The sequence below is a fragment of the Kitasatospora sp. NPDC058115 genome (assembly GCF_042884635.1).
GTDB lineage: Bacteria > Actinomycetota > Actinomycetes > Streptomycetales > Streptomycetaceae > Kitasatospora.
Genome location: NZ_JBHVTL010000020.1, coordinates 135,831 through 153,167 on the forward strand (window position 1 = coordinate 135,831; position 17,337 = coordinate 153,167).

18 protein-coding genes and 1 tRNA gene are annotated in these 17,337 nt (G+C 72.6%); 11 read left to right on the forward strand and 8 right to left on the reverse strand.

Features of this window, described 5'->3' with window-relative positions; all coding sequences use genetic code 11:
• Nucleotides 1–71 precede the first annotated feature (71 nt).
• The 3 genes from ACFVVL_RS22135 (at nt 72) to ACFVVL_RS22145 (ending at nt 3,408) form a co-directional block, all read left to right on the forward strand.
• The gene (locus tag ACFVVL_RS22135; protein ID WP_387677764.1) at nt 72–1,355 is read left to right on the forward strand and encodes a DUF3631 domain-containing protein; all 1,284 of its coding nucleotides are present in this window, start codon (nt 72–74) and stop codon (nt 1,353–1,355) included.
• 137 nt (nt 1,356–1,492) lie between these two features.
• On the forward strand, nt 1,493–1,834 hold the full coding sequence (locus ACFVVL_RS22140; protein ID WP_387677767.1) for a helix-turn-helix domain-containing protein: 342 nt from the start codon (nt 1,493–1,495) through the stop codon (nt 1,832–1,834).
• Nucleotides 1,835–1,896: 62 nt separating this feature from the next.
• Entirely contained in the window at nt 1,897–3,408 is a 1,512-nt protein-coding gene (locus tag ACFVVL_RS22145; RefSeq protein WP_387677770.1) for a LacI family DNA-binding transcriptional regulator, read from the forward strand.
• A gap of 118 nt (nt 3,409–3,526) precedes the next feature.
• Here the strand turns inward: ACFVVL_RS22145 and ACFVVL_RS22150 are convergent.
• The 3 genes from ACFVVL_RS22150 to ACFVVL_RS22160 all read right to left on the reverse strand — a co-directional run bounded on the left by ACFVVL_RS22150 (nt 3,527) and on the right by ACFVVL_RS22160 (nt 5,357).
• Nucleotides 3,527–3,600 (reverse strand) — tRNA-Pro (locus tag ACFVVL_RS22150).
• Between the two features lie 101 nt (nt 3,601–3,701).
• Nucleotides 3,702–4,646, reverse strand: a complete 945-nt coding sequence (locus tag ACFVVL_RS22155) for a metallophosphoesterase (protein WP_387677772.1) — start codon at nt 4,644–4,646, stop codon at nt 3,702–3,704.
• 96 nt (nt 4,647–4,742) lie between these two features.
• The gene (locus ACFVVL_RS22160; RefSeq protein ID WP_387677775.1) at nt 4,743–5,357 is read right to left on the reverse strand and encodes a CGNR zinc finger domain-containing protein; all 615 of its coding nucleotides are present in this window, start codon (nt 5,355–5,357) and stop codon (nt 4,743–4,745) included.
• Between the two features lie 100 nt (nt 5,358–5,457).
• Between ACFVVL_RS22160 and ACFVVL_RS22165 the strand changes: the two genes are divergently transcribed.
• On the forward strand, nt 5,458–5,913 hold the full coding sequence (locus ACFVVL_RS22165; protein ID WP_380296198.1) for a GatB/YqeY domain-containing protein: 456 nt from the start codon (nt 5,458–5,460) through the stop codon (nt 5,911–5,913).
• Between the two features lie 100 nt (nt 5,914–6,013).
• Here ACFVVL_RS22165 and ACFVVL_RS22170 read toward each other — a convergent pair whose 3' ends face one another.
• Nucleotides 6,014–8,353 (reverse strand): transglycosylase domain-containing protein, encoded by a 2,340-nt coding sequence (locus tag ACFVVL_RS22170; protein WP_387677778.1) that lies wholly within the window; start codon nt 8,351–8,353, stop codon nt 6,014–6,016.
• A gap of 423 nt (nt 8,354–8,776) precedes the next feature.
• Here ACFVVL_RS22170 and ACFVVL_RS22175 point away from each other — a divergent pair, with 423 nt between their 5' ends.
• Nucleotides 8,777–9,100 carry a WhiB family transcriptional regulator gene (locus ACFVVL_RS22175; protein ID WP_344338874.1) on the forward strand — a complete coding sequence of 108 codons (324 nt, stop codon included), beginning with the start codon at nt 8,777–8,779 and terminating at the stop codon, nt 9,098–9,100.
• Between the two features lie 90 nt (nt 9,101–9,190).
• Here the strand turns inward: ACFVVL_RS22175 and ACFVVL_RS22180 are convergent, their stop codons facing one another.
• Nucleotides 9,191–10,321: an ArsA family ATPase gene (locus ACFVVL_RS22180; RefSeq protein WP_387677862.1), complete on the reverse strand. Its 1,131-nt coding sequence runs from the start codon at nt 10,319–10,321 to the stop codon at nt 9,191–9,193.
• A 128-nt stretch (nt 10,322–10,449) separates the two neighbouring features.
• Complete coding sequence (locus ACFVVL_RS22185) at nt 10,450–11,532, reverse strand: ArsA-related P-loop ATPase (RefSeq protein WP_380294546.1); 1,083 nt, start codon at nt 11,530–11,532, stop codon at nt 10,450–10,452.
• Nucleotides 11,533–11,732: 200 nt separating this feature from the next.
• Between ACFVVL_RS22185 and ACFVVL_RS22190 the strand changes: the two genes are divergently transcribed.
• The 5 genes from ACFVVL_RS22190 (at nt 11,733) to ACFVVL_RS22210 (ending at nt 14,408) form a co-directional block, all read left to right on the forward strand.
• Nucleotides 11,733–11,891 carry a DUF4177 domain-containing protein gene (locus ACFVVL_RS22190; RefSeq protein WP_350541473.1) on the forward strand — a complete coding sequence of 53 codons (159 nt, stop codon included), beginning with the start codon at nt 11,733–11,735 and terminating at the stop codon, nt 11,889–11,891.
• Nucleotides 11,888–12,358: a RidA family protein gene (locus tag ACFVVL_RS22195; protein ID WP_344338870.1), complete on the forward strand. Its 471-nt coding sequence runs from the start codon at nt 11,888–11,890 to the stop codon at nt 12,356–12,358. Before ACFVVL_RS22190 ends, ACFVVL_RS22195 begins: the two co-directional genes overlap by 4 nt.
• A gap of 90 nt (nt 12,359–12,448) precedes the next feature.
• Entirely contained in the window at nt 12,449–13,327 is an 879-nt protein-coding gene (locus tag ACFVVL_RS22200) for an NUDIX hydrolase (RefSeq protein ID WP_387677783.1), read from the forward strand.
• A gap of 77 nt (nt 13,328–13,404) precedes the next feature.
• On the forward strand, nt 13,405–13,584 hold the full coding sequence (locus ACFVVL_RS22205; protein ID WP_380294548.1) for a hypothetical protein: 180 nt from the start codon (nt 13,405–13,407) through the stop codon (nt 13,582–13,584).
• Nucleotides 13,581–14,408 carry an MBL fold metallo-hydrolase gene (locus ACFVVL_RS22210; RefSeq protein WP_387677786.1) on the forward strand — a complete coding sequence of 276 codons (828 nt, stop codon included), beginning with the start codon at nt 13,581–13,583 and terminating at the stop codon, nt 14,406–14,408. The genes ACFVVL_RS22205 and ACFVVL_RS22210 overlap by 4 nt, the downstream gene beginning before the upstream one ends.
• A gap of 139 nt (nt 14,409–14,547) precedes the next feature.
• Here the strand turns inward: ACFVVL_RS22210 and ACFVVL_RS22215 are convergent, their stop codons facing one another.
• Nucleotides 14,548–15,222 carry a Crp/Fnr family transcriptional regulator gene (locus ACFVVL_RS22215; protein WP_030288117.1) on the reverse strand — a complete coding sequence of 225 codons (675 nt, stop codon included), beginning with the start codon at nt 15,220–15,222 and terminating at the stop codon, nt 14,548–14,550.
• 340 nt (nt 15,223–15,562) lie between these two features.
• On the reverse strand, nt 15,563–16,231 hold the full coding sequence (locus ACFVVL_RS22220) for a TetR/AcrR family transcriptional regulator (protein ID WP_380294550.1): 669 nt from the start codon (nt 16,229–16,231) through the stop codon (nt 15,563–15,565).
• Between the two features lie 102 nt (nt 16,232–16,333).
• Here ACFVVL_RS22220 and ACFVVL_RS22225 point away from each other — a divergent pair, with 102 nt between their 5' ends.
• Nucleotides 16,334–17,302, forward strand: a complete 969-nt coding sequence (locus tag ACFVVL_RS22225; RefSeq protein WP_387677789.1) for a beta-ketoacyl-ACP synthase III — start codon at nt 16,334–16,336, stop codon at nt 17,300–17,302.
• Nucleotides 17,303–17,337: the final 35 nt, after the last annotated feature.

Here is a 17,337-nt window from a genome sequence, read left to right on the forward strand (position 1 = left end):
CGGAGCGGCCACCCATCCGGCAAAGAACCGGTGGCCGCTCCGCTCCGGCTCACAGAACCAGAGAGGCCAGCATGACCGATTCGACCAACGCCGTCACCCCCACCGAGGACGGCGCCGCCCTGCTCGACGAGATCGAGCGCCACCACCGCCGCTTCAACGCCCTGCCCAGCGAACACGCCTACGTCGCGCTCGTGCTGTGGGGCGTCCACACCCACTTCATGGACTGCTTCGAGACCACCCCCCGCCTCGCCCTGCTCTCCCCGGAACCGCAGAGCGGTAAGACCCGCGTGCTGGAGATCGCCCAGACCATCGTCCCCAACCCGATGGTCACCAACGACATCTCCGCCAGCGCCCTGTTCCGCTCCATCTCCGGCGACGACGCCGGGCGCCCCACCATCCTCTGGGACGAGGTCGACACCGTCTTCGGCCCCAAGGCCGCCGGCGCCGAAGACCTGCGCGGCCTCATCAACTCCGGATACCGCCGTACCGGAGGCGTCACCCGCAGCGTCCGCGAGGGCGACACCCACAAGGTCGTCAAGTTCCCCGTCTACGCCGCCCTCGCCCTCGCCGGAATCGGGGACCTGCCCGACACGATCATGGGCCGCTCGATCGTCATTCGCATGCGTCGCCGGGCCCCTAACGAGAAGGTCGAGCCCTTCCGCGAGCGCATCCACGTGCCCGAGGGCCACGTACTACGCGATCGCCTCGCCGCTTGGGCCGACGCCGTACGCGAGAAGGTCGACGGCGCGTGGCCCGAGATGCCCGAGGGTGTCAACGACCGGCCCGCCGACGTGTGGGAACCCCTGCTCGCCGTCGCCGAGGCCGCCGGCGGGCACTGGCCCAAGCGGGCCCGCGCCGCCTGCCTCCACATGGTCAAGGCCGCACAGGACACCGACAGTGGATCGCTCGGCATCCGCCTGCTCACCGACGTGCGCGCCATCTTCGACGGCGCCGAGCGCGTGCTCAGCAACGTCCTGGTCGAGAAGCTCAACGACCTCGACGACGCCCCGTGGGCCGACCTCGACGGCCGCCCGCTCACCACCCGCACCCTGTCCCAGATGCTCGGCGAGTACGTCACCGCCGCCGGCAAGCCCATCAAGACCCGCAACATCAAGACCGCCCCCAAAACGGTCCTCAAGGGCTACTACGCCGAAGACCTCGCCGACGCGTGGCTGCGCTACTGCCCGCCCGTTCCCGAAACTGCCGCTACCTCCGCTACCTCCGCTACCGCGCAGGTCAGGACCCTCTTTCCGGTAGCGGAAGAGGTAGCGGTAGCGGCTACCGACCCGGCATCCGCCACCACCGGGCAGGACGTGCCCGCCGCCGTCCCGGCCGGGCTCACCACGGTCGGCTGACCCCGTCCGATCCGCTACCGCTACCTCTGCCGCTACCAATCCACCCACCCTGACCTGCAAGGTAGCGGGGTAGCGGCGGTAGCGGTACCTCAGAGAACAAGGGGAAGCACCCCCAATAGAACTCAGGAGGGTTGACCTTGCCCAAGACGCAGAACGGACTGCCGCCCCTGTTTCTCCCGGCGGACGTGGCCGAAGCCATCGGCATGTCCGAGTGGTGGGTGAAGGAGCAGGCGCGGCGCGGACGCATTCCGTTCACGAAGCCCGGTCGCTCCTACCGGTTCACCGCCGACCAGTTCGCCGAGATCATCCAGCTCTACGAGACGAGGCCGGCCCCGCCCCCGGAGAACCGGCTGGGGGCGGCCACCACACAGGCACGCATGAGCCCGCGTCGGGCTCCGGAGCCGGCCAGTGCTCCGGTTCGCCTTCGTGCGCGAGTGCCGCGTCGGTCCGCCGTTCACCAGCAGGCGAACGCCGCCTGAGTACACCATCGCGTGCCGCCCGGATTCTGCCGGGCGGCACGCCTCTTTGTAGGGAGAACAACTTGGGCTACGCCGAGAACCTCGGCGGCTACTGGCGCGGCCGGTACAAGCTCGCGCCGGGCAAGTACGCCACCGTCCGCGATGATCAGGGCGAGGCCATCCGCTTCCGCACCAAGGCCGCTGCGAAGAAGGCCGCAGACGCCGAGGAGGCCAAACTGCTAGCTGGCCTGAAGAAGGCCGTCGTAGCCAACAGGACCACGTTCGGCGAGTACGCCAACGAGTGGTACGCCCTCCAGGATCTCGCTCCGTCGACCATGCAGAACTACCGGCGGCACATCGAGGAGCACCTGCTTCCCGAGTTCGAGCAGATCGCCGTCGTCGACCTGACGCGGGCCCAGATCGAGGAGTGGGCAAAGAAGGAGCGCGAGCGGGGTTACGCAGTCAGCAGCATCAAGACCTGGCGCAGCACCCTGCACCTGATCCTTGGGGACGCCGTCGAGGACGGACTGCGCGAGGCGAACCCGGCCAGCCGCCGCCGAGGGCGAGGCCGCCGAGCGGGCCGCTCCCGGAACCGCGGCCCGGAGAAGGTGGTCACCAGTGCGCTGGGCCTCCTGCTGATTGCCGAGCGCGCGTCCCTGCTGTCCGGCCGGGACGACGAGTTCGTGGCCGTGACCACCAAGGGCTACATGGGGCCGCGCTGGGGTGAGCTGGTCGGACTGGAGACGGAGTACGTCCGCTCGGCGAGCATCCGCATTGAGCACCAGCTCTACGAGCTGGACTCCGGCGAACTGCACCGCTGTTCACCCAAGGACGACTCATACCGGACCGTGGACTCCCCGCGGTTCATCACCGGCCTGCTCACCGGACAGATCAGCCGGACCGCCCCGAAGCCCTGCGAGTGCCACGGCCGGACCTACGTCTTCAGCGGACACGGTGCTGCCAACGGGGCCGCCCAACGTCCCGGAGCGAAGCTGGTCGACGTCGCGCGGCGAGCCGGCGTCTCCACGGGGACGGTCTCCAACGTGCTGAACCGGCCGGACGCCGTGGCCGAGGCCACCCGCATTCGCGTGGAGAAGGCGATCGCCGACCTCGGCTACGTGCGGAACGCCACCTCGGGGGAGCGGGCGGCGCACTGGCGGCGCTCCGGTTTCGGCACCTGGCTCTTCCAGCCTGCGGTCACCGGTTGGTATCCCGCGCGCGGCAAGGAGGAGGCCCACCCGGTGCCGGTGCTGGCCGCCCCCTGGCCGGGCGTACCGGCCAGGGGACGCGGGGCCACGGCGCGTGCGGATTCCTGCTGGATGCCGATCGCCAAGGGGATGACGCCGCACAGCGCGCGCCATCTCCAGAAGGTGCTGCTCGATGAGCTGAAGACGCCCAAGGTCCTGGCGGACGAACGGATGGGCCACATGGATGGGTCGGTCCAGGCCCGCTACTCGCACGTGACCACCGAGATGCGCGAGGAACTGGTCGACGGCCTCACCTCGATCTGGGACGCCGCGCTCGACGCGCGTCGGCAGATGTGCCCTGGCTCACCTGTGGCCGTTCTCGACGCTCTCCTGAAGGGCAGCCAGTAGGGCCCGTCCTGGAGGGGAATTCCAAGATCTTCTCCAGGATTTCTCCAGAGCGGGCCCCGAAAACCAGTCAGGGCCGGTCTCCCTTGCGGGAGACCGGCCCTGAGCTGGTCTTACTGGGTCGGGGTGGCGGGATTTGAACCCACGGCCTCTTCGTCCCGAACGAAGCGCGCTACCAAGCTGCGCCACACCCCGGTCTTTCTGTTTGTCGCTCCGTCTCCTTCGCGACGAGTAGAACTCTACCGGACGCTCGCCGAGAGACGAAATCCGGTATCTCGGCGAGCGGGGTGGGTGGGTCAGCGGGAGACCGGGGTGAGGGTGAGGAGGGTGGCCTCGGGGGGGCAGGCGAAGCGGACGGGGGTGTAGCGGTTGGTGCCGCAGCCGGCCGAGACGTGGAGGTAGGAGCGGCTGCCGCCGGCCTGGTGGGTGGAGAGGCCCTTGACCCGCTTGGCGTCGAGGTCGCAGTTGGTGACCAGGGCCCCGTAGAAGGGGATGCAGAGCTGGCCGCCGTGGGTGTGGCCGGCGAGGATCAGCGGGTAGCGGTCGGCCGCGAAGGCGTCGAGGACGCGCAGGTAGGGGGCGTGCACGACGGCGAGGGAGAGGTCGGCGTCGGCGGAGGGGCCGCCGGCGACCTCGCTGTAGCGGTCGCGGCGGATGTGCGGGTCGTCCAGGCCGGTGAACTCCAGGTCGAGGCCGGCGACGGTGAGGCGGCCCCGGGTGTTGGTGAGGTCGAGCCAGCCGGCCGCGTCGAAGCCGTCGCGCAGCTTCTCCCACGGGTTGTGGACGGCCCCGGAGATGCCGCGGGCGGCGCTGCCGTCGGGGTTGTTCATGCCGTGGACGCCGCTGCGCATGGCCTGGAGGTAGCGGGCCGGGTTCTTGCGGGCGGGGCCGTAGTAGTCGTTGGACCCGAAGACGTAGACGCCGGGGAACTCCATCAGCGGCCCGAGCGAGTCCAGGACGGCCGGGACTCCGAGCGGGTCGGAGAGGTTGTCGCCGGTGTTGACCACCAGGTCGGGGCGCAGGCCGGCGAGGCTCTGGAGCCAGCGCTGCTTCTTGGCCTGGTTGCCCACCATGTGGATGTCGGAGACCTGCAGTACCCGGATGGGGCGGGCGCCCCGGGGGAGGACCGGAACCTCGACGCGCCTGAGGCGGAAGGAACGGACCTCGTACCCGGCGGAGTAGGCGAGGCAGGCGGCGCCGGTGGCGGCGATTCCGAGGGGAACGGAGTACAGCGGTCGCATCGTTCCATGCTCTCAGACGGCGGATCAGCAGGTGAACTGCCGGTGCTCGTAGGGGGACGCACGGGGACGCGCGGGGCCGGGCGGGGACGCGCGAGGTCACTCCTCGGGCTGTCCGCGCCGGGCGCGCAGGGCCCGGACCTTGTGGCGGTTGCCGCAGCGCTCCATCGAGCACCAGCGCCGCCGCCCAGGCCGTGAGGTGTCGACGAAGAGCAGCCGGCAGTCGTCGGCGCCGCACTCGCGGACCCGGTCCGCGTGGGGGCCGGTGAACAGGGCGATGGCGTCGCGGGCGACGGCGGAGGCGAGCTGGTCGCCGTCGCCGGGCAGGGGCGGTGCCGGGGTGCCGTCCGGGGCGATCTGCGGGGCGAGCGGGGGCCGGGCGGCGGCCCGGTTGAGCACGGCGTAGTCGGCGGGGTCCCCGGCGGCCGGGCCGTGGGCGGCGCGGGCCGCGGTGAGCCGCCAGAGGGCGTCCCGCAGGGCGCGGACGGCGGTGAGCTGGCCGTCGGTGATCCGGACGGCGCCGGGCGGCAGGGCGAGCCGCGAGCGCCCGGCCCAGTCGGCCAGGTCGGACGGGCGGTGCAGCACCTCGTAGCGGGCGTACGGGCCGGGGCCGCCGGTGGGCAGCAGTTCCAGGCAGAGCGTGCCGGGGTCGAAGTGGAACCGCGTTCCGCCGGGGGAGTGCAGGACCAGGCCGGGGGCTCGCTCGTCGGTCATGTAACCACTTTAAAGCGGGAGGCCGGGTGGAGGGAGGGCGCGGGGGAGGGGCACGGTTAATGGTGGGCGGCGGAACGTCGCAGGTGGGAGACTCGGGGCCATGACCACGCTCAAGGTGCAGCTGCAGGAGGACCTCACGGCTGCCATCAGGGACCGGGACGAGCTGCGCTCGTCCACCATCCGGCTCACGCTGGCCGCCGTCACCAGCGAGGAGGTGGCGGGCAAGGCGAAGCGCGAGCTCTCCGACGCCGACGTGCTCAAGGTGATCGGCCGGGAGGCGAAGAAGCGCCGGGAGGCCGCGGAGGCCTTCGACACCGCCGGCCGGGCCGAGCAGGCCGCCCGGGAGCGGGCCGAGGGCGAGCTGCTGGCCGGGTACCTGCCCAAGCAGCTGTCCGACGAGGAGCTGGCGGCGATCGTGGCCGCCGCCGTCGCGGAGAGCGGGGCGAGCGGGCCGCAGGGCATGGGCGCCGTGATGAAGCTGGTGCGGCCGAAGGTCGAGGGCCTGGCCGAGGGCGGCCGGGTGGCCGCCGCGGTGAAGTCCGCGCTCGCCGGCTGAGCCCGCGGCAAGCCGACCGGTCCCGCAGAGGGCCGGGACGAGGGGCGCCCCCCGAGCGATCAGCTCGGGGGGCGCCCCTCGTCGTTCGGCGGGCGTCCGCTCAGTGGCGGCCGTGCCCGTTGCCGTTCCCGTTGCCGTTCCCGTCACCGCCGCCGATGACGCCGGGCGGGAAGGTGAAGCCGCCGCCGATCACGCCGCCCGCGTTGGTGCCGGGGATGCCGGGGTTCGGGGCCGGCGGCGGGTTGCCGCCCGCGTTCGGGTCGGCCGGCGGGCTGGCCGGGGCGGTGGCGTTCGGGTCCGGCTTGGGGGCCGGGTCCGGGATGTCGACGGTCTGGAAGGTCTCCTTGGACGAGCCCTTCAGCGCGCCGTCCATGGCCATCTTCCAGATCGGGCCGGGACCGGTGGCGCCGAAGACGCCGTCGGAGCCGTAGTAGGTGTCGCCGATCTTCATGTTCTTCATCTCGACGCCGCCGGTCGGGCCGCCGATCCAGACCGCGGTCGCGAGCTGCGGGGTGTAGCCGCTGAACCAGGCGGCCTTCTTCTTGTCGGTGGTACCGGTCTTGCCGGCGATCTGGCGGCCGTCCTCCAGGCCGAGGGTGGCGCCGGTGCCCTTCTCGGTCACGTTGAGCAGGACGGTGTTCATCGCGTCGGCGGTCTGCTCGGAGAAGGCCTGGGTGCAGCTGGTCTGCGGGACCTTGACGTCCTTGCCGTCGACGGTGGTGATCTTGTTGATCGCGATCGGCGTGCAGTGCTTGCCGCGGGCGGCGAAGGTCGCGTAGACGTTCGCCATGGTCAGCGGCGACATCTCCTTGGTGCCCAGGGTGATCGAGGGCACGACGTCGATCTTGTCACCGGACGCGGTGGCGGTGATGCCCAGCTTGTCGAGCATCTGCTTGACGGGGCAGAGGCCCATCTCCTGCTCCATCTGAACGAAGTAGGTGTTGACCGAGAGGGCCATCGCCTGCTTCAGCTCGTAGGGGCCGACCTCGCTCTTGCTCTCGTTCGGGACGTAGCGCTTGTCGCCCTTCTCGGTGTTCTTCCAGGTGCCTTCGCAGGTCTTCATCGTCGGCCACTCGATGCGGTTCTCGGACGGGTACGCCTTGGTGGGCGGCATGCCGTTCTCAAGCGCGGCCGCGGCGATGATCGGCTTGAACGTCGAACCGGGCTGGAAGCCGTTGCCGCCGCCCATCGCCGCGTCGACGTTGAGGTTGACGACGGTCTGGTTCTTGGCCGGCTCCAGGCCGTACGGGCGGGTCTGGGCCATCGCCAGGATCTTGCCGGTGCCCGGCTCCATCATGGTCGCGGCGGCCGAGACCGGGTCGGTGACCTTGACCTTGGTGGTGACGGCGGCCTGGGCGGCGGCCTGCTTGTCCGGGTCGAGGGTGGTGTAGATGTTCAGACCGCCCTGGTCCCAGAACTTCTTGCGCTCGGCGGCGTTCTTGCCGAACACCGGGTCCTGCTTGACCACGTGCCGGACGTAGTCGCAGAAGAAGCCCATGCCCGCCTGGGCGGTGATGCAGCCGTTCTGCGGGTCCTTGTACTTCAGGCCCAGCGGGGCGGCCTTGGCCTCCTTGGCCTGGTCCGGGGTGACGTGCTTGTTCTCGACCATCTTGTCGATCACGACGTTGCGCCGCTTCACCGCGTTGTCCGGGAAGCGCACCGGGTCGTACTGCGACGGGTTCTGCACCAGGCCGGCCAGGGTGGCGGCCTCGGCGATGGTGAGGTCCTTGTTGGACTTGCTGAAGTAGCGCTGGGACGCGGCCTCGATGCCGTACGCCTGGTGGCCGTAGAAGGTGATGTTGAGGTAGTTGGTGAGGATCTGGTCCTTGGTCAGGTCCTCCTCCAGCTTGATCGCGACCTTCAGCTCCTGGATCTTGCGGCCCAGGGTCTTGCGCTGGGCCTCCAGGACGGCGGCCTGGTCGTCACCGGCCTTCTCGACGTTGACGTTCTTCACGTACTGCTGGGTGAGCGTCGAGGCGCCTTGGGAGGCGGTGCCGCTCTCCGCGTTCTTGCTGATCGCGCGGAGCACGCCCTTGAGGTCGACGGCGCCGTGCTCGTAGAAGCGGGCGTCCTCGATGTCGACCTGGGCCTGCCGCATGTACGGCGACATCTGGTCGGCGGTGAGGACGGTGCGGTCGCGCTCGTACACCTTGGCGATCAGCCCGCCCTTGGCGTCGAAGATCTGGGTCGCCTGGGTGAGCGGCGGGGTCTTGAAGTCGTCCGAGATGTTGGAGAAGCCCTCCGCCGTGTTCTTGGCGGTCAGCCCGAGCGCGCCGACGGCAGGCAGGGCCATGCCGGCCAGCAGGACGCCGGAGAGCACACTGACCCCCAGGAACTTCACTCCGTGTCCCGCGTAGTCCAGCGGTGACCCGCGGCGCTTGCCGCGCGGAGCTCCGGTGTTGCCGGGGGGCGGGGATGCCTGGGGGCGCTTCGGTGCCATGGGGAGAACCCTACGTTGCCGAATGCCACACACCGGGGCAGGTGTTCGCCTACGCTTGTCACAAGCTTGCGACAGCTTCGCTGTGTCAGCATCGATCACTCTTGTGAGTGATGAGAATTGCCCGAATTGCCCGCTCCTGGGGTGCTTTTGAGGCAGCTGTCGCCCGCTGCACCGCTGTGTCCGGTAGCGCTGAGTGACGACCCGCGTGGCGAGAGTGGCGCCCGTCGGGCTGGCAAGGCTTGCGACCTGCGATCACTCCAACGAGTGAGCTGATCGCCACCCATAGTCCAATTGGGTCATTCGAGATTGAGCCCGAAGGGGCTGTTGCAACCTGTCGTTCTTCCGTAACGTCCTCAACTGGCAACGGTGAATATGCCGTTGCCGCCGTGGGGGAGCCTCGATTCGGGAGAGGACGGCGCCGGCATGGGCTGGGTAGACGACTGGAGTGCGCAGGCCGCCTGCCGCACGAGCGATCCGGACGAACTGTTCGTCCAGGGGGCGGCGCAGAACCGCGCCAAGGCGGTGTGCAGCGGGTGCCCGGTGCGCACGGAGTGCCTGGCGGACGCGCTGGACAACCGGGTGGAGTTCGGGGTCTGGGGCGGGATGACCGAGCGCGAGCGCCGGGCGCTGCTGCGCCGCCGGCCGACCGTGATCTCGTGGCGCCGGCTGCTGGAGACGGCGCGTACGGAGTACGAGGCCTCGCTGGCCACCGGCGTGATACTGACGGACTACGCCCAGGCGGGCTGAGCCCCCGGGTCGTAGCAGGACGGTCGGTCGGCCCGGGCTGGGGGGCCCGGGCCGACCGGTGTCCGGGCCGACCGGTGTCCGGGGCCGGCGTCAGCCGGTGGAGCCGCTGAGCCGTTCGCCGATCGCCCGCAGTCCGTCCAGGTCGTGGACGTCCCCGGGCAGTGCGGCGACCTCGACGATCGGCACGTCCGGGTAGACCGAGACGAAGCGGTCGCGGGTCCGGCGTTCGCGCACCATCACCTGCATCCGCTCGGCGTGCAGCCGCAGCAGCCCGGCCGCGAGCAGCTCGGCCTCCGGCGAGGCGTGCTCCGCGCCGTTCTCCTCCAGCGCCTCGGCGGCGGCCAGCGCCCGTTCGGCGGTGAGCTGCGGCGCGCCCGTCCCGTGCACCCGGTTGAGCACCAGCCCGGCCAGCGGCATCCGGTCGGCGGCCAGCCGGTCCACGAAGTACGCCGCCTCGCGCAGCGCGTCCCGCTCCGGAGCGGCCACCACCAGGAACGCCGTGCCCGGCGCCTGGAGCAGCTGGTACGTGCGGTCCGCGCGTTCGCGGAAACCGCCGAACATCGAGTCCATCGCGCTGACGAAGGTCTGCACGTCGGTCAGCAGCTGGGCGCCGAAGATCTTGCCGAGGGTGCCGGTGAACAGGCCCATCCCGGCGTTCAGGAACTTCATCGCGGACCGGCCGCCGACCTTGGCCGGCGCGGTCAGGATCCGGATCACCTTGCCGTCCAGGAAGGACCCGAGCCGGTTCGGCGCGTCCAGGAAGTCCAGCGCGGAGCGCGAGGGCGGGGTGTCGACGACGATGAGGTCCCACTCCTCGGCCGCCCGCAGCTGGCCGAGCTTCTCCATCGCCATGTACTCCTGGGTGCCCGCGAAGCCGGCCGACAGGGACTGGTAGAAGGGGTTCTCCATGATCGCGCGGGCCCGCTCGGGCTCGGCGTGGGCGAGCACGACCTCGTCGAAGGTCCGCTTCATGTCGAGCATCATGGCCTGCAGCTCGCCCTCGCCGCTCACGCCCTTGACGATCCGCGGGGTGTTGTCGAGCTCGGTCAGCCCCATCGACTGCGCCAGCCGGCGGGCCGGGTCGATGGTCAGCACGACGACCTTGCGGCCGCGCTCGGCGGCCCGCAGGCCGATGGCCGCCGCGGTGGTGGTCTTGCCGACACCACCGGAGCCGCAGCAGACGATGATCCGGGTCTTCGGGTCGTCGATCAGCCCGTCCACGGCGAGCCGGCTGCCGTCGGCGCCGCTCGCTCCGCCGCTCGTTCCGCCGTTCGGACCGCCGCCCGCGATGCCGTTCACGCCGCCGTTCACTCCGCCGCCCGCGCCGCCGCTCCCGCTGTTCCGCCCGCTCACGCTGCCCCCTGACGCTTCAGTTCGCCCGCCAGCCGGTAGAGCCCGCCGAGGTCCACGCCCTCGCCCAGCAGCGGAAGTTCGTACGTCGGGAGCTTCAGCTGCTGCAGGTCGGCGCGCCGCGCGCGCTCCAGCTCCACCCGCTCGGCGTGCTCCCTGGCCTGCTCCAGCAGCGGGTCGAGCAGCGGCTCGACCGCCGCCCGGACGGTCTCCGGCTTGCGCGAGCGCCCGCCGAGCCCGGCCTCGCCGAGGGCCAGTGCGACCTCCTCGCGGTGGTCGCCGTCCACCGCGGCCACCGCCGCCGCGTCCAGCACCGGCGGCCGGACCATGTTGACCAGCACCCCGCCCACCGGCAGCCCCGCCTCGTGCAGCTCGGCGAAGCCGTCCACGGTCTCCTGGACCGGCATCTCCTCCAGCAGGGTGACCAGGTGCACGGCGGTCTCCGCCGACTTCAGCACCCGCATCACGGCCTGCGCCTGGCTGTGGATCGGGCCGATCCGGGCCAGGCCCGCCACCTCGGAGTTGACGTTCAGGAACCGGGTGATCCGCCCCGTCGGCGGCGCGTCCATCACCACCGCGTCGTACCGGCGCCGCCCGTCCGGGCCCTTGCGGCGGGCGGCCTCGCAGGCCTTGCCGGTCAGCAGGACGTCCCGGACGCCGGGGGCGATGGTGGTGGCGAAGTCGACGAAGCCGACCTTCTGCAGCGCCTTCCCGGCCCGGCCGAGCTTGTAGAACATGTCGAGGTACTCAAGGAGGGCCTGCTCGGTGTCGATGGCGAGCGCGTGCACCTCGCCGCCCGCGGCCGCGGCGCCGTCCCGGGCCGGCAGGCCGAGCTGGGCCGGGGTGACCGAGGCGATCCGGCGCTCCTCGTAGGGCAGCGCCGCTATGCCGAACAGTTCGGCGATGCCCTGCCGGCCCTCCACCTCGATCAGCAGCGTCCGGTGGCCCTGGGCGGCGAGCGCCAGCGCCAGCGCCGCGGCCACCGTGGTCTTCCCGGTTCCGCCCTTGCCGCTGACCACGTGCAACCGCACGCCCTCCCAGTCGGGATCGCGCCGGGCCGCCTGGCCGGGGGTGCGTGCCACGCTCCGTCTCCGTCCGTCTCCGAGGGCCGGCACCTCGCGGGTGCCCTCCCGCGAGGGTAACCAGGGACCGCGCCGGATGCCGGGACTACCCCGGGGGCCGGACCTGAATCATGCCCGCTTTGTGGGCCACCTCACACGCCGGAGCACGCCGGGGCGCGGACCGTGCCGGTCCGCCGGGACGGAGCGTCTAGAGTCTGGCCATGACCAAGTGGGAATACATGACGGCACCCCTGCTCGTGCACGCCACGAAGCAGATCCTGGACAACTTCGGCGAGGACGGCTGGGAGCTCGTCCAGGTCGTACCGGGCCCGAACCCGGAGCAGCTGGTGGCCTACTTCAAGCGGGAGAAGCAGGCATGAGCAAGGTCGAGGAGAAGCTCGCCGAGCTGGGTCTGACCCTGCCGCCGGTGGCCGCCCCGGTCGCCGCCTACGTGCCCGCGGTGCGCACGGGTGAGTTCGTCTTCACCTCCGGCCAGCTGCCGATGGTGGGCGGCAAGCTGCCGAACACCGGCAAGGTCGGCGCCGAGGTCACCCCGGAGGAGGCCAAGGAGCTCGCGCAGATCTGCGCGCTGAACGCGCTGGCCGCCGTCAAGTCGGTGATCGGCGACCTCGACCTGGTCGAGCAGGTCGTCAAGGTGGTCGGCTTCGTCGCCTCCGCCCCCGACTTCACCGGCCAGCCCGGGGTGATCAACGGCACCAGCGAGCTGCTCGGCAAGGTGCTCGGCGAGGCCGGCGTGCACGCCCGCAGCGCGGTCGGCGTCACGGTGCTGCCGCTGGACGCCCCGGTCGAGGTCGAGCTGCAGGTCCGCGTCCGCGCCGGAGCCTGAGCCCCACCCGGACGCGAGGACCCGCCGGGGCGGGGAAGGACAACGGATCACCCCTGTCCAACCCCGCCCCCGGGCGCTTAGCATCCGGGCATGGACCAGCGAGCAAGGACGCTCCCGATGCCGCCCGGCTGGCCTGCCCGGATCCGGGCGGCCGACGCGGGCGAGCTGACCCCGCCCGTGCCGAAGCCGTCCGCCACCGTGGTGCTGCTCAGGGACACGGCCGCGGGCGACGCGCCCGAGGCGTACCTGCTGCGCCGCCGCACCTCGATGGCGTTCGCCGCCGGGATGTACGCCTACCCGGGCGGCGGGGTGGACCGGCGGGACGCCGAGGCGGAGATCGGCTGGGCCGGTCCCGGCCCGCGCGCCTGGGCCGAGCGGCTCGGTGTGGACCCGGCGACCGCGCAGGCGGTGGTCTGCGCCGCGGTCCGCGAGACCTTCGAGGAGGCCGGGGTCCTGCTGGCGGGCCCGGACGCCGGCAGCGTCGCCGAGCCCCGCGACTGGAGCGCCGAGCGCGCCGCCCTGGAGGCCCACGAACTCTCCTTCGCCGGTTTCCTGCGCGACCACGGCCTGCTGCTGCGCAGCGACCTGCTGGCCGGCTGGGCACGCTGGATCACCCCGGCGTTCGAGGAGCGCCGCTACGACACCTGGTTCTTCGTCGCCGCCCTGCCGCCCGGTCAGGACGCCGCCCGGGAGGTCGGCGAGGCCGACCGGGTCGCCTGGCTCACCCCGGCCGAGGCCGTCCGCGGCCACCAGGAGGGCCGGTTCGGCATGCTGCCGCCCACCGTCACCGTGCTGCGCGAACTGCTGCCGGTGCGCAGCGCCGCCGAGGCGCTGGAGGCGGCGGCCGGCCGCTCGCTGGAGCCGGTGCTCGGCCGCGCCGAGGTGCGCGGCGAGCGGCTGACCGTCCGCTGGCCGGGGTACGACGAACTGACCATCGACGGCACCTTCCCCGAGGAACGCGTCGGCTGACGCCGCGCCCCTCCTCGCCCGCACGACCCGCTCATGCCCGTCCCCTTCTTCTTCCTCCCGGAAAGGACCGACGCCCGATGACCCACAATGACGTGGCTCGCCGGACGGCACCCGAGATGCCCGCCCGCAGCCTGACCCCGCGCACCCCGGCCTGTGACGACAGCGGCCCGGTCCGCTTCACCGAGGTGGCCCAGCGCGCCCTCGTCCGGGCGCTGCCCCTGCGCCTGTTGCACCGCGACGGAGAGGGCGGCCGGTGAGCGGACTCCTGCCCGGTGACCCCGCCGCCGCCATCGGCGGCGAGGCCACCGCCCGTGCGCACTGCGTGCTGGCGCCGAACCCGTCCCCGATGACGCTGGACGGCACCAACACCTGGCTGCTCGCCGAGCCCGGCTCGGACCTCGCGGTGGTGATCGACCCGGGCCCGCTGCACGAGGGCCACCTGCGCCGGGTGATCGAGACCGCCGAGCAGCGGGGCCTGCGGGTGGCGCTCACCCTGCTGACCCACGGGCACGCCGACCACTCCGAGGGCGCGGCCCGGTTCGCCGAGCTGACCCGCACCGAGGTCCGCGCGCTGGACCCGGCACACCGGCTCGGCTCCGAGGGCCTCACCCACGGCCAGCGGCTGGACGTCGGCGGTCTCGACCTGCGGGTGGTGGCCACGCCCGGCCACACCTCGGACTCGCTGACCTTCCACCTGCCGGCGGACGGCGCGGTCCTCACCGGTGACACCGTGCTCGGCCGCGGCACCACGATGGTCGCCCACCCGGACGGCCGGCTCGGCGACTACCTGGACTCGCTGCGCCACCTGCACACCATGGCCGCCGAGCACGGCGTGCGGACGGTGCTGCCCGGCCACGGGCCGGTGCTCGCGGACGCGCTCGGCGCGGTGGACTACTACCTCGCGCACCGGGCCGGCCGGCTGGCCCAGGTGGAGACGGCGGTCGAGGCCGGCTGCCGGACGGCCGCCGAGGTGGTGGCCCGGGTGTACGCGGACGTGGACCGGGCGCTGTGGCCGGCCGCCGAGCTGTCGGTCCGCGCCCAGCTGCAGTACCTGCGGGAGCACGGGCTCATTCCGGACTGACGTCCGGCGCCCGTCCGGCGCCCGTCCGGCGCCTGTCCGGCCGCGCTCCGGCCGCACGCGAAGGGCCCGTACGCCGGAGCGTACGGGCCCTGTCGCGAGCGGTGCGCGGTCGCGCTGTCGGCGGCTGCGCGGTTCGCGGCTACCGGGAGCGGCGGGAGAGCCGCTCGACGTCCAGCAGGACGACCGCGCGGGCCTCCAGCTTCAGCCAGCCGCGGCCGGCGAAGTCGGCGAGCGCCTTGTTGACCGTCTCGCGGGAGGCGCCGACCAGCTGGGCCAGCTCCTCCTGGGTGAGGTCGTGGGCGACGTGGATGCCCTCCTCGGACTGCACGCCGAAGCGGCGGGAGAGGTCCAGCAGGGCCTTGGCGACGCGCCCGGGCACGTCGGAGAAGACCAGGTCGGACATCACGTCGTTGGTCCGGCGCAGGCGGCGGGCGATGGCGCGCAGCAGGGCGATCGAGACCTCGGGGCGGGCGTGCAGCCAGGGCTGGAGGTCGCCGTGGCCGAGGCCGAGCAGCTTGACCTCGGTCAGCGCGCTCGCGGTGGCGGTGCGCGGGCCCGGGTCGAACAGCGAGAGCTCGCCGATCATCTCGCTGGGGCCGAGGACGGCGAGCATGTTCTCGCGGCCGTCCGGCGAGGCACGGTGCAGCTTGACCTTGCCCTCGGCGACGACGTACAGCCGGTCGCCCGGGTCGCCCTCGTGGAACAGCGACTCACCGCGGGCGAGCGTCACCTCGGTCATGGAAGCGCGCAGCTCGCCGGCCTGTTCGTCGTCGAGTGCCGCGAAGAGTGCGGCGCGCCGCAGAACGTCGTCCACGTGCTTCCTCCTTCTCGGCCGGCCGGCCGTCAAGCCCTCCGGCACAAGTTCGTACAGTGCTCTGCATCACCAAGCATGGCGCATGTCGCTCCGATCATATGAGGAGGGGGTGTTCCGAGGGGTGCTGCGCGGGGCCATTCGTACCGCCGGAATCGTTCCGGGAGCCGCCCGAACCGGCAGGTCAGCCGGTCAGCGGGGCCGGGTGGTGCAGCCGGGGCCGGTCGTGATCAAGCCAGGTTCGATCAAGTCCGGTCAGGTTCGGTCACGGCGGGTCGTGACGGGTCGGGGTCGGATCCGGGTACGGGTGGGGCAGGTGCGGGCCGGCCCGGTCCGTGGACCTTCAGACCTCCGACGGCGCCGGCAGGTCGGCGAGCGTCGCGGGCCGCCCGGCGGCCGGGGCGGGCAGCCCGAGCAGCCGCCGCATCGCCCGCCGGGCGCGGTCGGCCGCCCGCCGGTCGCCGTACAGCCGGCGGGCGTGGTTGAGCGCGAGCACCTGGCCGGTCAGCTCGAAGACGGTCTGCTCCGGTTCCGTTCCGGCGGGCAGCTGCCCGGCGGCGACCGCCAGCTCGACCTGGTGGCGCACCCGGCGCTGCCAGAGCGCGTTGCGGGCCACCACCGCCGAGCGGACCGGCCCGGGCTCCCGGTCGTCGAACTCCGCGCTCACCGTGGTGAAGAAGCAGCCACCGGGCAGCAGGTCGCGCTCCAGGTAGGAGACCCAGGCCTCGCACTGGGCGAGCAGCAGCGGCAGGCCCGGCGCGGCCCCGGCGGTCTCCGAGCGCCGCACCACCTCGCGGACGAACATCGCGACGGCCTCGTCGACGACGGCCAGCTGCAGGCACTCCTTGGTGCCGAAGTGCCCGAGGACACCGGACTTGCTCATCGACAGGTCGGTCGCGAGCCGGCCGATGGTCAGGCCCTCCAGCCCCTCGACCGAGGCGAGGTCCAGGCCGCGGGCCAGGATCGCGTCGCGGGTCCGGCGGCTGTCGGCGGCGGATCTTCTCGGGCTCACCGCGCCAGTGTAGCGAGCGCCGGGGTTTTAGAGTCCGACCGTTCGGACGCTATAGTCCGGCGTGATGACGCCCCATCACCGACCCGTCCCCGAGGAGCAGCCATGCCGGGTTCCCGCATCGTCGCGCTGGGCCACCACCAGCCCGCGAAGGTCCTGACCAACCACGACCTCGCCCGGCTGGTCGACACCAGCGACGAGTGGATCCGGCAGCGCACCGGCATCGTGACCCGTCGCATCGCCGAGGACGAGACCGTCACCGACCTCGCCGCGGCCGCCGCCGGCAAGGCGCTCGCCGCCGCCGGACTGGCGCCCGACGAGATCGACCTGGTGGTGGTCGCGACCTGCACCGCGATGGACCGCTGCCCGAACATCGGCACCCAGGTCGCCGGGCGGCTGGGCATCCCGGCCGCCGTCGGCTTCGACGTCAACAACGGCTGCGCCGGCTTCTGCACCGCGCTGGCCACCGCCGACCACGCCGTCCGGGCCGGCGCCGCCCGCCACGCGCTGGTCGTCGGCGCCGAACGGATGAGCGACGTCACCGACTGGACGGACCGCTCCACCTGCGTCCTGCTCGGCGACGGCGCGGGCGCCGCCGTGCTCGGCCCGGACACCGCGGCCACGTCGGCCACCGCGGGCACCGGGCGTCCGGGTGTCGGGCCGGTGGTCTGGGGCTCCGACCCGACGCGGGGCCACGCCGTCCGGCTGGACGACGGCTGGCGCCCGCACTTCCGCCAGGAGGGCCAGACCGTCTACCGCTGGGCGACCACCACCCTGGCGCCGATCGCCGAGGAGGCCTGCCGCCGGGCCGGCCTCGCCCCCGCCGACCTGGGCGCGGTGGTCACCCACCAGGCCAACCTGCGGATCGTCGAGGCGCTGGCCGACCGCCTCGGTGCCACCGGCGCGGTGGTGGCCCGCGACGTCGTCGAGTCCGGCAACACCTCGGCCGCCTCCGTCCCGCTCGCCCTCGCCAAGCTCGTCGAGCGCGGCGAGGTGCCGACCGGCGCCCCCGCCCTGCTGCTCGGCTTCGGCGGCGGCCTCTCCTGGGCCGGTCAGGTCGTCACCTGCCCCTGACATGTGCCGACCGGCGCGCGGCCATCGGCTAGGGG